The sequence below is a fragment of the Neochlamydia sp. TUME1 genome (assembly GCF_000813645.1).
GTDB lineage: Bacteria > Chlamydiota > Chlamydiia > Chlamydiales > Parachlamydiaceae > Neochlamydia.
In genome coordinates, this window is sequence record NZ_JRXI01000070.1 from 1 (window position 1) to 14,749 (window position 14,749).

Sequence of the window (14,749 nt, forward strand, 5' to 3'; positions counted from 1 at the left end):
TTGAGAATAGACTGATTTCCAAGGAGGTAGATCATGAGGAAGATCTGTCCATTGACAACCTGTCCTTAAGACATAAAAGATGGCATTAAGCATCTCTCGTCTAGCGTGCTTAGGTGGCTTTCCAGCTTTTTTCTTGCATATTATAGGTTCAAGCACTTGCCATTCTTGATTATTTAGATCGCTAGGATAAGGTTTTCTTATCATATTAGGCTCCTGGTTAAACAGCCTCTATTTTAAACGATTTTAATAATTCAGAGAATGTCTCTTATAAATATGCACAAGGAGAAGAAGGTAGTGACTGGGCATGCATTAAATTAGATAAATCTCTTGAGGGAATCAAACCTTTAGAGCTTGATATTTCTTCTCCGGCGAAGGGCGATAATGTCTATATTATCGGTCACCCTTATGGCCTTCCAGCTAAATTAGCTACTTCAGCAAAAGTTGAAGTTGCAAAAACTCATTATTTCGAAACTAATTTATCTGCCTTTAAAGGAAATTCAGGATCTCCTGTGTTCAATAGAATTTCGAAAAAAATTATTGGAATCCTATTTGCAGGCATTACGGAAGAATACGGCGTATGTTACAATTACGAGGGATTTGGAGAACATAAAGTTAAAGCTCTCCAAGCCACCCCTCAACAAATTAAAGTGTTGGGAAAAGAGAAATGTCAAAAGCTAAATAAAATTAAACTTCCCTCGGAACTGAAAATAGCACAAATAGCCCAAGCAGGTAGAGAAAAAAGGATAAAAAAATCTAATCAGCGAGCAATTGAAACATATGTGTAATAGAGATGCATATTTAGGCCCTTTCCTATTAAATCTTCTTCCATTTTCCCCATTTTCTGAGATGCGCAAAAAGATGATAAAACGTGCTGATGAAGAAGTGAGGATAAGAATAGATAATATACGAAACATAAGAAGAATTGAAAAGGATTTAGATAATAAAGTAAATTACTTAGAAGCATATTATCTTAATGCCTTCGAAAAAAACGGTAAATTTTCCCAAGAAAACAAAACTCTTGAATATAAGATCAGTTGTGCACAAAACTTAAGTGCCTACTATTGCCTTATTTATGCTCAAGAGGATGTTTTAAGTGCTAAACATTCCTATGATAATCGCTTTGAGGAAGTCAATCGCTTAATGGAAATTGAGAATTCCTTTGAAAGCAAATTTTCTCCCAAAATAATTTTACGTCTCGCTAAATATGAGATGGAGAGAAAAACTACTTTTTCCGAAAAACAGCGAGAGCTTATATTAACTTACATGCATAAAAATTATAAAAAAGCTAAGGAAATGAGGATGGAAAAAATTATTACGGAGGCTTGCTCTAAAAATAAAGAATGAGTCAGCTCATTAAAATTTGCTAGAAGAGGATGTTGAGGTAATAGCTAACAGCCTTGTTGGATCTCACTATATAAATTGGTGATTTTCAAGTGTGTGAATTAGTGCATTTTCCTTTAATCCTTTCTGAAGTAATTGTGGGCTAACTCATGCAATAATGGCCTTTCTTACGCTATATTAATAAAAGGAATATATTAAGTGCGAAGAATGTTTGTGCCAATTTAAGTTAACCTAAATTAGAACTCATAAAAATTCGAGGTAGCGGATGAGTGTTGATATTAACGTGAATTTTAATAATGGGCGCTGTTTTTTCAATGGATTTAATAAGATAAATGATATCAATCCAAAGACCCATAGAGCAGGAGTAAACTATTATAGATTCAGTATAATTGGATGTATTTTAGAAAAATTAGGCTTTTCTACAAAAATTAACTGCTTTGTCAATGGAAAACCTACAGTAATCTTTATAAATACAAAAAGCTTTTTGAAATGGAGGGAGCGGCACTCAAAGGATGAATATATAGAAAGGTCACAAAAAGTCTTAAATTTTGGAAAAGATTTTGAGGGATCCATAAAATATATTATTAATAGTTATAACATCCTTTCATATGAAGAAGTTATTGCTAAGGCAGAAAAAGAGTTTTTTAATGATGAAGACAAAATAAGTAAAATAGAACTTGTTAAAGAAACGCTTGACAGCTTGGATTATAAACATTCTTATGCCATGAAAGAAAGACCTGAGATTATAACTACTTTAAGAGATCCCCTGTTTTTAGTAAAATTTTTGGGTGCACTTCCTGGAATTAAATTAAGTGGGCTTAAATAAATCCTAATAATAAATGGATCCTATATCCCTCCAAATTTTGGCCGTAGTACTTTCTTTAAGGCCACTGCAAAATTTGACTACGTCGGATTTTAATTGGTCTGCTGGGTTGTAGCTGAGCGATGTATAAGTAGCTCGGCTATAATCTTGCAGACCCTGACCTTTTAATATTTGTCCCTAGATCCAAATTAGCTTTGTCTGTTAAAAAAATTGTAGTAGATAGGACTTAACCTGACATTTATGATAAAAATAAAGGAAACACGATTGATAAGCCGCGAAGCTTGAAGTCCTGTCGCTCATTAAAAGTGATAGGAGGGAAGTTGAAGGGAGCGACTTAAACCCATAAGGAGTGGCAAAATGTCAAATTTAGCAACTCATCAAAAAGGTATAAAAAATAAACTTGGTGTTTTAAAGCTAGCTGAAACATTAGGAAATGTCTCTCATGCATATAAGATGATGGGATATTATTCTAGAGATAGCTTTTATAGATTCAAAGAACTTTATGAAACAGGTGGAGAAGCAGCTCTTCAGGATATGACACGTAAAAAACTCCGTATAAAAAACAGGGTGGACGAGTCTATCGAAAAAGCTGTTGTTGATTTTGCTCTTCAAAAGCCTGCTTATGGACAGTTAAGAGTATGTAACGAGCTTAAGAAACAAGGGATTTTCATTTCGCCAGGAGGTGTGCGCTCTGTTTGGATTAGATACAATCTTGAGACCTTTCAAAAATGCCTTAAAGCGTTGGAAGCTAAAATGGCTCAGGAAGAAATGATATTAACAGAGGACCAACTAAAAGCTTTTAAAAAATCCAAGGAAGAAAAAGAAGCACATGGCGAAATTGAAACTGAACATCTAGGCTATTTATTATCTAAAGATACCTATTATGTAGGCACTATTAAAGGTGTGGGACGCATTTATCAACAGACAGTGATCGATACCTATTCTAAGGTAGCTTTTGTCAAACTATACGATAGGAAAAATGCGTTGGTAGCAGCGGATATGCTTAATGATCAAGTCATTCCCTGGTTTGAAGAGCAAGATATTCGTGTCTTAAGAATATTAACCGATAGTGGTACAGAGTACTGTGGAGCAAGAGAGCATCATGAGTATGAACTTTATCTGGCCATTGAAGACATTGACCCTTCTTGCATTAAAGCTCGACATCCTCAAGCCAATGGAATCTGCAAAAGGTTTCATCAGACCATCCAGAACGAATTTTATGCCATAGCTTTTAGGAAGACTGAAAAATTTCTTAAATCAGCATGACGTGTTCTAAAAATATAACTCCATGAGAAATATCTTTCAGAAAGGCTTTCCATTGATCTTGCTTTAGTGAATGATTATAAAAGGTTTCCTCAAATGCAATGGGAGAGCTTTTAACAATCGTGCCACGATTTTTGATAATTTGCTGGATGATGACCTGCAGTTCGTCGCGATCGAAATCGAATTGTTGAATCAATAGCCAGATGTCATAAAAGTCTTTCATGCGGGTATTAGCAAATCCTAAGCGAATGATGGATTCAAACTTTTCGGCAATTGAGGTTTGCGGGGTATAGCCTTTCAGTGTTGGTGCGGGTAAATCCAAAAGGGTAGGATATTTTATGATAGCAGGTTGAGGCAAGATAGTATCACTAAATCCAAAATCTATCCGCATGGGAAGCTTTGCTGTAAATAGCTTAGCTGAAAATGAAGCACTTATTCCATGATATTCTGCCTCTAACTGGGCTTCCGATAATCTTAACGACTCTACGGCAAATAACAGGCCATCAGGAATTACTTCAGTAGAACAGATCTCCTGGATGATCTTTTGTAAATGGGAAATTGTATTAGAGGTTTTAGCTAGCAGATCAATGTCTACCGTTGGTCGATGGTTCATAGGATTCCAGACCATCAACATCAAACCTCCTTTCAAATAAAAAGAATTTTGATGAGACGAGACACTTAAACGAAATAAAAAGCGTTCAATTGCATAATATTTTAGAATTTCTTGAACAGGTCTTTTTCTTTGCTTAGCCACATTCTTTAGACGGCTATAGATAGATTCATCTAGGTTTTTCTTAAGCTTTTCCATTTCTATTGACTGACTATGGTTTCCATCATGGGATGAAGAATTTTTTCCACGCGGTTTAACTTTGCATATTCATATAATCTATCGATTTGGGTATTCTTACGTTGCCAGTACATTTTTAAGGCTTCAATAACCACCCCTCTGCCAATTTTATTACGAAATTTAATGCAGTCAGCCAAGGTCTTTTCAATATTATAAATTTTGATTGGGTATCCTCCTATCAGTGTTGTTTCAAGGCCTTCATTATAGGCTTTTTCCGAATAGTAAAAGTAACGAATGGGGGGATAGTCTAAACGGGACTTTCTAGACTTAGGGGGGAGGGCAACGTAGACAAAGTGGGGAATCTGGGTAGTAATTTCATAGTAGGCTAGAGCTGAAATCAAGCAAATAATACCTTGGGGGATTTTCTTATATATCAGTACCAAGTCAGGCTCAGAAAAATCAGGTATCTCTGTTAAACGATAGACTCCCTTAGCTAATTGTTCTAAAAGCCCTTCATCTCGCATTTGATATAATGTGCGAGGATGAATGTCTAAGCGGATCGCTTCTGCAGTCCTAAGCAGGCCGTGGTCTTTCTTAAAAGATCAAGGGCTTTCTAGTTTTGCATTCATGGATAGTAATGATGGTAAAAGTTGACTTTTCACTACATTTTTATCCATTTAAAATTCGCAGTCGAGAGATTTTTTAAAATGAATTCTTAGCAAATTGATGATAAAATATTATTTTATATTCCGATAGAGGCTGGGTAACTAGTAAGTAATTTAAAAAAGTTGCTATTTTGGAGGTGTAAACGATACAGGAAGAGATAGTGAAAGGGTTGCCTTTTAGCTGAGCTTAGGTTTAAATTTAGAATACTTTATTAAACCTTATCAAGGGAAGGAGCGTTATAATCTTTACCGAAAGCTCTTGGTTGTATCTAAAACAAAAGAGAGTCCCCAGATCTTAAAAAAACAAAAAAATTCTAAAAAAGTAGCCTAAACAATAAAATACTTTTTAAGTATAAAATTGATTCATTAACTAGGCTAGCCCTGGATGCTGCCAGAAATGCGTGGCACATAGCATAAAAAATTCCAGAAAATGAATGTTATGTAAGAGCCGGCTAGCTAAAAGAAAGGCTGTTACCTAATTTTTTAGGCTTTAAGGGTTTTTGGCCCCTGCGTTATAAAAAAATTATATGGTTAGGCTCCTTTTGAAACTTGATAGCTCTTTAATAATTTTAGTGAGGATAAAATAAGGGAAAGGAGAAGTTGAGTTATGGCTACTAAAACAAATAATTTATCGATGTGGAAAAATTTTCAAGCAGTGGTCATCAATTGCCGAAAGTGTCCGCGCCTTGTAGCTCATCGCGAGACAGTGCCTGCTAGGCCTCTCTATCAGCATCAAAAATATTGGAGAAGGCCTTTGCCAGGCTTTGGTGATCAGCAAGCCTGGTTATTGATCACGGGGCTTGCCCCTGCGGGAGATGGAGGAAATAGGACGGGACGCGTTTTTACAGGCGACGCAACTGCACGTTTTTTAGTCAAAGCGCTTTATGCGCAGGGGTGGGCAAATCAACCTATATCCGAGTCTTTAGATGACGGCTTAATATTAAAGGATTGTTATCTAACGGCAGCGGTCAAATGTTTTCCCCCTAAACATAAGCCTACTCGTCAAGAATGTGTGAATTGCCACCCCTATTATATGCAAGAAATAGAAATGCTCTTTAAATTACGTGTAATCTTAGTGCTGGGAAAATTAGCATTCGATGCCTTTTTATTAGCATTAAAAAAGAAGGGCCTATCTACAAAAGGAATAAAATTTAAGCACGGCGCTTTTTATAGGCTAGAAAATGGCCTTAAGCTTTACTGTAGTTATCATCCTACGCCACGTAATGTCAATACAGGCACATTGACGGAGAAAATGTTTTACGATCTGCTTGAAGAAATTAAAAAAGCCCAATGATTGTTTGCTTATGCTGATAAAATATTTCGAAATCTGAATTTAAAATTAACTTTTTCTTTTAAGCTTTCTTCCTCACATAGAGGAGAATGTGGCTATGATAAAGTAGCCAATGAAACCTTATTCCTTTAAAAATTAAGTCTAAAGATTTTATCTGAAAAAATTGTAGATGAGTGGATTTCTCAATAGCCTATTTAAGTGATATCTAGAATTAAGAGAATGTACCTGGAGGGCCTTTTAAATATTTCAGCAAAGGCCTATGTGATAATCGCTGGGCAGGATCAAGCGGGAGACGAACTCATCATCAACTTTGTCTGATAGAGGGTTTTATGGCCTCTCTGGCAATATTCATATCTTCACGCCTCAGTGTTAACGATTTGTAGCAAAGATTTTCTTGCTAGTTTTATCTTTTCACCCTATGCTGAGTTTATCTTGCAGGGGTTTTGACCGAAAAATTAAGGAGATAACCACATGCATCCTTTCACTTCTTCTATTACCATCGAGCAATTGCCGAATGAAGTTCTAGCTCCTATCTTGGAGTGTTGTGCCCACCCGTCTTTGCTCAGCGTTTGCACGGAATGGCAACATATTCTATCGAATGAAGTAATGGTGAGCCTTTACAAAAAGATAGGTCGTATTCATTTTCCTAAAGGAAATGTTACTGGGCAAGCACTCATTATAGATAAAATCTATCAAATAGATGCACAGCTTTCATATATAAAAAAGATAAATAAAATTTTCAGACGTCTTTTTAAATTAGCTAAATCTTTTTCTCCTTCAGAATTTAAATGGAAGACTGAGGAAAAGAGGTACTTGACATTAGCTAACTATTACTCTTACCTAGTCAATATTAATCGCCTTTTATTATGGAAAGCTTTGGAGGGTGGAAAAGAATATTTAGAGAATGAAAAAATTATAAATTTGACCGTAGAAAAAAAAGGAGCTCTTTTTAGGCCTTGGCTGGAAAGATATGGTGCAAATATCGTAGATCTAAACCTAAAAAAAATTGGTTTGACTTATTTACCATCCGAGATAGGATTATTGTCTTGCCTACAAACACTTTCTTTAACCAAAAACAATTTGACTATTCTTCCGCCAGAGATAGGCCAGCTATTCAAGCTGCAGAAGCTATATTTAAATCACAATCAGCTCACAGCCCTTCCTAAAGAGATAGGAGAGTTATCTCTCTTAGAAATTCTCTACTTGGATCATAACCAACTAACCACTCTTCCTATTGAAATAGGGCAATTGTCCCAGCTAGATGGTCTTTATCTAGAATACAACCAACTCATCTCCCTTCCTGCTGAAATAGGTCAGCTACCTCTGCTACAAGGTTTCACTGTAGAATACAATCAGCTTACTATTCTTCCTGCTGAGATAGGCCAGCTAAGCCAGCTTAAAGTGCTTGCTTTAGAACACAATCAGCTTACCATTCTTCCGGAAGAAATAAATCAGCTGCACAAGCTGAAACAATTTAATCTAGAACACAACCAACTTAGCTCTCTCCCTACCGGAATAGGCGGATTATTGGAGCTAGAAAATCTTCTTGTAGATAATAATCTACTTACCTCCCTTCCTCAAGAGATAGGAGATTTATCCCAGCTACAAAGACTTGTTTTAAGCCATAACCAGCTTAACTCTCTTCCTACTGTGATAGGGCAGCTATTGAACCTAGAAAAGCTTTACGTAAGTAATAATCTCCTTACTTCTCTTCCTAAAGAAATAGGAGGCTTATCCCAGCTGCAAGAACTTGTTTTAGACCATAACCAACTTAACTCTCTCCCTGCTGAGATAGGCCAGTTGTCTCAGCTACAAAAACTCTACGTAAGTGGCAACTTACTTACTTTCCTTCCTAAAGAAATAGAAGGCTTATCCCAGCTGCAAGAACTTGTTTTACACCATAACCAACTTAGCTCTCTCCCTGCTGAGATAGGCCAGCTAACTGAACTACAAAGACTTTATGCAAGCAATAATCTACTTACTTGCCTTCCTAAAGAAATAGGATATCTATTTCAATTGCAGGAGCTTGTTTTAGAGCATAACCAACTTAGCTCTCTCCCTGCTGAGATAGGCCATCTAGCTGAACTCCAAAGACTTTATGCAAGCAGTAACTTACTTACTTGCCTTCCTAAAGAAATAGGAGGTTTATTTCAATTGCAAGCGCTTATTTTAGAGCATAACCAACTTAGTTCTCTTCCTGCTGAGATAGGGCAGCTCTCTAAACTACGAAAGTTTAACCTAAGCAACAATTTATTAATCACACTTCCTAGCGAAATAGGGCTTTTATCTGAGTTGCAAAAGCTTAATATAGATCATAATCAACTTGCCTCTCTTCCCGAACAAATAGGAAAACTGTTTACTTTGCAAGTTCTCACCTTAGATTATAATCTATTAACAACTCTTCCCGATGAAATAGAGAATTTATTTCACTTAGAAGATCTCGCTTTAGAATATAATCAACTTACCTCTCTTCCCGAACAAATAGGAAAACTGTTTAATTTGCAAGTTCTCACCTTAGATCATAATCAACTTACCCATCTCCCTGCAGCTATGCAATGGCTTTTTTACTTGCAAAAACTTACCTTAGATCATAATCAACTTACTTCTCTTTTTGATGAGATAGATCGGATATTTCAGCTGGAAGAACTTACTTTAGATCATAATCAACTCATTCATCTCCCTGTCGAGATAGGAAAACTAGCTAAGCTCAAAGTACTCACCTTAAATCACAATCGACTTACCCATCTTCCTGCTGAAACAGGGCAGATGTCCCGACTGCAAGAGCTTATCCTAGAAGATAACCAACTTGCATCTCTTCCTAGTGAAATAGGGCAACTTACTGCACTCCAAAAGCTTTACATAAGCAATAACTTGCTTAGTTCGATTCCTAGCGAGATAGGAAGATTATCTAATTTGCAAGAGCTTATTTTAGAGCATAATCAGCTTACTGCTCTTCCTAGTGAAATAGGACAACTCTCTGCACTCCAAAAGCTTTACATAAGCAATAACCTACTTAATTCTATTCCTAGCGAGATAGGAAGATTATCTAATTTGCAAGAGCTTATTTTAGAGCATAATCAGCTTAGCTCATTCCCTTCCTGCCTAGGAGAGTTATCTATGCTGCAAATGCTTGCCTTAGAAAATAACCCAATAAGCAATCTTGCTGGGGAGATAAGTCAGTTATCTGCCAGGCTTCCTTCCCTCCTAGATGCAATGAACGAATCCAATTCTATACTTTAAATAAAGGCTAGGTCTTAATTTGTAAAAAAAACATAACCTTACTTTAGCACCTTATCAACGATTTATCTTGCTTGCTGTTTTCCTAGCTACAAAAATTTTAGACACTTTTTTAATTTCTTTAGATTTTCGTCACTCATCGCACATAAGGGTAGCCTACAAGGGCCTGCTGCATGGCCTGCTAGATTCATGGCTGTTTTCACTGGAATAGGATTGGTTTCGATAAACATACTTTTCATATAAGGAAGCAATTCATAATGCAAAGCACGCGCGGTAGGATAATCTCCTTCTACCATTAGATCGCATAATTTTTTAACCTCTTGAGGAAGTAAATTGCTTAAAACAGAATAGATGCCATGTCCCCCTAGAGCCATCAAAGGATAAGTCAAAGCATCATCGCCGGACATAATGCTAAAGTCAGATCTAATAAGCCTTATACTTTCAATTACATCCATCATCTGTAAAATATTTCCAGATGCTTCTTTTACTCCTACTATATTTTCTATGACAGCTAAACGTTTTAATGTCTCGATCTGTAGATTTTGACCCGTCCTACCGGGAATATTATAAATGACAAGAGGCAGCTTTACCGCTTTAGCAAGAGTAGAGAAATGTTGATATAAACCTTCCTGAGTGGGCTTGTTATAGTAAGGTGTAACCACCAAGGCAGCATCAGCGCTAGCATCTTGGGCGGCTAAAGTGTTTTCAATAGTTGCATGGGTAGCATAGCTACCCGTACCAACCATAAGAAGGCACTTACCTTCTGTTTCCTCTCGGGCGATACTAATAATTTTCTCTTTTTCTTTTTGACTTAAAGTAGGGGCTTCACCTGTGGTACCTAAGACCACTAATCCTTGAATGTGATAAGATAGCTGAAAACGAATGTTTTTTCTTAAGCCTTCTTCGTCTAATTGTCCTTCTTTATCAAAGGGGGTAATAAGCACGGTATAGGCACCGCAAATTTTAGGTTGCATTTTAATTATTTCCTTGTAAATGGCAGGTGTTGGAAATGTTTTTTGAGGAGCAAATCATATCCTCTAGAGTAAAAATTCCTTTTTTTCCTATTAACCACTCGGCTGCTGCCAAGGCCCCGCGCGCAAAGCCCTCTCTGTTCCTTGCCTGATGGGTGATTGTAAGAGTATCAGCAGGGGAGTCAAAGATTATCGTGTGGGTGCCAGGTATAGAGCCGCAGCGCACGCTTGAGAAATTAAGTTCATGAGGCGCTATAGGACGATCAACCCTATCATAAAGAGGGTTCTTTTTACGCTGGATTTTTTCAAGCAATATGGAAACTAAGCTTTTAGCTGTTCCTGAAGGGCTATCTTTCTTTTGATAATGGTGAAGTTCTTGCCCAGCCACATCGTAATCTTCAAATTCATTCATTAATTGGGCAGCAGCTTCCACAATATTTTTAAAAAGATGGACTCCAATAGAGAAATTAGGAGAAAATAGAAAGCCTATTTGGTGTTCATGAATAAGTTTTTTCACTTCATCTAAATGTTCCTCCCAGCCTGTTGTTCCCATGACTATATTTTTCTTAAATGGAGCAAGCCTTTGAAGATTACTTAAAACCGCTTGAGGAGCGCTAAAATCAATGCAAATATCCGCTTGCTGAATTAAATTTTCTTTAAGAGAAGAGACAGCTTCGTTGGAGGGGAGTATAGCTATAATGGTATGTCCTTGCTGTAAGGCGATCTCTTCGATCAGATGTCCCATCTTACCATATCCAATAAGCACAATTTTCATGATAAATTCCTCGATTGAGCTAACAATAGATACAAAAAATGTAAATAAATTTAAACCATTTTTCTGTAATTTTTTAGCTGGTTTATTTTTATGTCTCTAATAAGTAAAGGAAGCTTTTTAAAGGATTGAAGCCAAGTTAATATCCAGGCGGCTAACTTATTAACGAATGGAGTCTGCTTTAATGGCTTTCCATAAGTTTTGCATATGTTGGCGTTGCTCATGAGTTAAAGGATGGAGAACTAAAAAACAATCGTCATTTTGTGTGAAAGCAGCTTTAGTCCAATTGGCAGAACCTACTTCTAATGTATGCTCATCTAGCCACAGGAATTTATGGTGAAGTAATGCTGTACCTGCACTGTAAAATAATTTAACACGGTGGCTTTTAAGCATTTCTGCTATTTTAGCGCTAGCCCCGTTAGAGGAACTTCTGTCCAGCACCACTTCTACGTTAACACCCCGCTTTTGGGCCTCCACCACTTCCTTAGCCATATCAAAACGTGTCCAGGTAAACATAGCGATGCGTATACTTTTTTTAGCTTCTCGAATCAGTTGCTTAATACGCACGCTTGCTTTTTTATCATCAGGAAGAAAAGAGATCTGTAACTCTTGGTCACCAGCCAAGTAGGTGTGGTGAGTGACCTCGCCCTTTCTATCATACTCATGCAAAGTAGAAGCCTTTTCTTTAATAGTAGCAGCAAGAGCTTCATTTTTTAAGGCTACGACAAGGTTACCATGCATATTTAAAGATTCGCTGGTGAAGTTGGCAGAGCCAATCCAACATTCTATATCATCAATCACTAAGATCTTTATGTGCATAAGCCCCTTACCTAAACGACGAATGAGCTCCACCTGAGGGCCCAATTTTTTGCTAATATAGGGGCACGCTTTAGCATCACAGATAACTTTGACAGGCACACCCTCTTGGCTTTTTTGGCGTAGGGCGTCGATGACTTCCTCACTCGTCATAGAGAAAATGAGGAGGAGAACAGATTTTTTAGCATTGCTTATAGCCGCAATGTAAGCGTTTTCCAGCTGATCACCCGTTTGATTGGAGAAAAACTTAGGTGTTTCTTCTGCTACAGGAGTAGGTTTTATCCATAAAACATCGTGGAATAAAGCTGTACCAATTAAAAGTAGACTAGAGATAAGCGTTAAGGCAGACTGGATGAGAAATTTCTCAGAAAATAAGGGGGCTTTGCTTTTTCTCATTACGGCATGCTTACGCTAATATTATTAATTCCTATAAGAGCATGATAAAGTCCGGTATGACGTTTTTTTACTTCATCATTTTTAATAGCGATAGCAATCGCTTTTTTGCTTCCGACAAGGATTACATGCTTTTGCCCACGTGTTACCCCCGTGTAGAGTAAGTTGCGATATAACAAAGCAAAATGGGTAGTATGCACAGGCATAATAATACAAGGACATTGACTACCTTGATACTTATGCACGGAAACAGCATAAGCAAGGACAATTTCATCAAGATCAGTAAATTCATAAATAATGTTACGATCTTCTATTTGTATAAGAACTTGTTGTTCAATAATGTCTATCTCTTTGATTACTCCTATTTCTCCATTATACACCTCTTTTTTATAATTATTGCGGATTTGCATAACTTTATCTCCGACTAATAACTTTCTCCCTGCTCTAAATAAGGGATTGCTGTTTTTATTAAGAGTCTCTTGTAAAACAGTGTTTAAGTTGTCGGCACCAATGATTCCTTTACGCATGGGTGTCAACACTTGGATATCATGGAGAGGATCATAGCCATATCTTTGGGGAAGTCTTTGGGCAATAAGAGCGATAATGTTTTTTAATACTTCTTCGGGGGTTACAGCTTCAAGGAAGAAAAAATCGCTCTCACTATGGTTATGAATATCTGGAAAGACTCCGCTATTAATTTTATGAGCATTAGTAATAATACGCGAGCCTGCCGCTTGACGATAAATTTCTGTTAGCAGGGTGACTGAGATTGTCTGTGAGTTAATCATATCGCTTAAGACATTGCCAGGGCCTACACTTGGTAGCTGATTAATGTCTCCCACAAAGATAAGCCTGCATGTATTGGGAATAGCTTTTAATAAGCTATACATGAGAAAGGTATCAATCATACTGGCTTCATCCACTATCAGTAAATCACAATCCAAAGGATTTTCGCGATTACGTTTAAAACCCCCATTTTTAAAATTGTATTCCAATATACTATGAATAGTGGAGGCTTTTTTACCTGTAATTTCACTCATACGCTTAGCGGCACGCCCAGTAGGCGCCATCAAGAGAATCTTATCACTCAATTTTTCTGTAATAGCCAAAATAGCATTCGTGATGGTACTTTTCCCCGTACCCGGGCCACCTGTGATAATATGAAGCTTTTGATAAAGGCAATTTTTTATGGCAATGCTTTGGTTATTAGCTAATTTAATATTTAACTTTAACTGAACCCACTCAAGAGCTTTTGGAATATCCACGGCCCTTAAATTGCATGCATAGCTATTTAACCGTTTAATTTCACGGGCAATGCCCGATTCTGCTACAAACAAGGACATATTCCAGATAAAAGTTTGAATCTTTTGGTTGTTAACCAGATCGAACAGTTCGATGCGCCGTTCATCTTTTAAAGAGGAAATACGGGCCTTAACTTTGAGGCTCTCCACCTCCAGCTTTTCTGAAGCTTCGGTAACAAACTCTTCTAAAGGAAAACAGACATGTCCATCCTTAGCCAATTCGGATAAGATAAATTCAATGCCTGCATCAATTCTTGAAGGGGCATCGTGTTCCATTCCCATTTTTTTGGCAATAGCATCCGCTGTTTTGAATCCAATGCCTGTAATTTCTTGGGCAAGAATGTAAGGGTTTTGCTGAACTTTCTCAATGCTATGATTACCATAATTTTTATAGATTTTTTGAGCATAGACAGGACTTACCCCTTTAGACTGCAAAAATATCATGACCTCTCGTACAGATTTTTGCTCATCCCAACAGGACCTAATTTTTTCAATTCTTTTTTCTCCTAGCCCTTCAATTTCTAATAATTTATGAGAAGCTTGATCAATTACATTGAGGGTTTCTATCCCAAATTTTTCCACAATGCGCTCAGCATATTTAGGGCCAATTCCTTTGATTAGCCCTGAGCCTAGGTATTTCTTGATTCCTAGAAGATCAGCAGGGGCTTCTACTTGATATTCTTGACAGATGAATTGCCGACCGTGGACCAAATGTTGCTTCCAATGTCCTTTACAGCGCGCCGTAACCCCAGGAAGAGCAGTAGGCATGACTCCGACCACACATACAAGCTCTTTTAATTGAGCTGTTTTTAGCTGTGCAACCGTATAGCCTGTCTCTGCATTTTGAAAGGTAATTCTCTCAATGTAGCCAACAACAATTTCCATAAGCATTTTGATTGAGCAATTTAAAGATGGATAATCAGGTGAAGAGTTAAAAAATTTACATCTATTCATCTTGTAGTATAGGTAGGTCAGCTACTTTTGAAAAGATCTTTTTTAAATATTAACTATTTCTGCCTTAAAGTCTAAAATTAGCTATCCCTATTCATGATGACACCTGGCCCACTAAAAAATGTTAAAGGAGAGAAA

The 14,749-nt window shown here is 37.1% G+C and carries 11 protein-coding genes and 2 pseudogenes; 6 read left to right on the forward strand and 7 right to left on the reverse strand.

Annotation, left to right across the window (positions count from 1 at the left end; genetic code table 11):
• On the reverse strand, positions 1–204 hold a 204-nt coding region (locus DB41_RS12490; protein WP_039384147.1), incomplete at its 3' end, for an IS5 family transposase.
• A gap of 26 nt (positions 205–230) precedes the next feature.
• Between DB41_RS12490 and DB41_RS12495 the strand changes: the two genes are divergently transcribed.
• The 4 genes and pseudogenes from DB41_RS12495 to DB41_RS03065 all read left to right on the forward strand — a co-directional run.
• On the forward strand, positions 231–785 hold the full coding sequence (locus DB41_RS12495; RefSeq protein WP_080502372.1) for a serine protease: 555 nt from the start codon (positions 231–233) through the stop codon (positions 783–785).
• 73 nt (positions 786–858) lie between these two features.
• Positions 859–1,344: a hypothetical protein gene (locus tag DB41_RS03055; RefSeq protein WP_155117558.1), complete on the forward strand. Its 486-nt coding sequence runs from the start codon at positions 859–861 to the stop codon at positions 1,342–1,344.
• Between the two features lie 262 nt (positions 1,345–1,606).
• Entirely contained in the window at positions 1,607–2,167 is a 561-nt protein-coding gene (locus DB41_RS03060; protein WP_039384155.1) for a hypothetical protein, read from the forward strand.
• Between the two features lie 354 nt (positions 2,168–2,521).
• Positions 2,522–3,403: pseudogene (locus DB41_RS03065) on the forward strand (helix-turn-helix domain-containing protein); the annotation flags it as partial.
• 13 nt (positions 3,404–3,416) lie between these two features.
• On the opposite strand, the gene DB41_RS03070 reads toward DB41_RS03065, so the two are convergent.
• Both DB41_RS03070 and DB41_RS03075 read right to left on the reverse strand, forming a co-directional pair.
• Complete coding sequence (locus DB41_RS03070) at positions 3,417–4,235, reverse strand: nucleotidyl transferase AbiEii/AbiGii toxin family protein (protein ID WP_052243839.1); 819 nt, start codon at positions 4,233–4,235, stop codon at positions 3,417–3,419.
• A 2-nt stretch (positions 4,236–4,237) separates the two neighbouring features.
• Positions 4,238–4,798: pseudogene (locus DB41_RS03075) on the reverse strand (type IV toxin-antitoxin system AbiEi family antitoxin domain-containing protein); the annotation flags it as partial.
• 688 nt (positions 4,799–5,486) lie between these two features.
• On the opposite strand from DB41_RS03075, the gene DB41_RS03080 reads away from it, so the two are divergent.
• Both DB41_RS03080 and DB41_RS10575 read left to right on the forward strand, forming a co-directional pair.
• On the forward strand, positions 5,487–6,173 hold the full coding sequence (locus tag DB41_RS03080; RefSeq protein WP_238578411.1) for a uracil-DNA glycosylase: 687 nt from the start codon (positions 5,487–5,489) through the stop codon (positions 6,171–6,173).
• 468 nt (positions 6,174–6,641) lie between these two features.
• Complete coding sequence (locus tag DB41_RS10575; RefSeq protein WP_052243840.1) at positions 6,642–9,410, forward strand: leucine-rich repeat domain-containing protein; 2,769 nt, start codon at positions 6,642–6,644, stop codon at positions 9,408–9,410.
• Between the two features lie 86 nt (positions 9,411–9,496).
• Here the strand turns inward: DB41_RS10575 and dapA are convergent, their stop codons facing one another.
• The 4 genes from dapA to DB41_RS03105 form a co-directional block, all read right to left on the reverse strand.
• On the reverse strand, positions 9,497–10,381 hold the full coding sequence (gene dapA / locus DB41_RS03090) for a 4-hydroxy-tetrahydrodipicolinate synthase (protein WP_039384160.1): 885 nt from the start codon (positions 10,379–10,381) through the stop codon (positions 9,497–9,499).
• A gap of 1 nt (position 10,382) precedes the next feature.
• The gene (gene dapB / locus DB41_RS03095) at positions 10,383–11,153 is read right to left on the reverse strand and encodes a 4-hydroxy-tetrahydrodipicolinate reductase (RefSeq protein ID WP_052243841.1); all 771 of its coding nucleotides are present in this window, start codon (positions 11,151–11,153) and stop codon (positions 10,383–10,385) included.
• Between the two features lie 159 nt (positions 11,154–11,312).
• Positions 11,313–12,362, reverse strand: coding sequence for a phosphatidylserine/phosphatidylglycerophosphate/cardiolipin synthase family protein (locus DB41_RS03100; protein WP_052243842.1), 1,050 nt, complete (start codon positions 12,360–12,362; stop codon positions 11,313–11,315).
• On the reverse strand, positions 12,362–14,545 hold the full coding sequence (locus DB41_RS03105) for an ATP-dependent RecD-like DNA helicase (protein ID WP_039384206.1): 2,184 nt from the start codon (positions 14,543–14,545) through the stop codon (positions 12,362–12,364). The genes DB41_RS03100 and DB41_RS03105 overlap by 1 nt, the downstream gene beginning before the upstream one ends.
• Positions 14,546–14,749 lie beyond the last annotated feature (204 nt).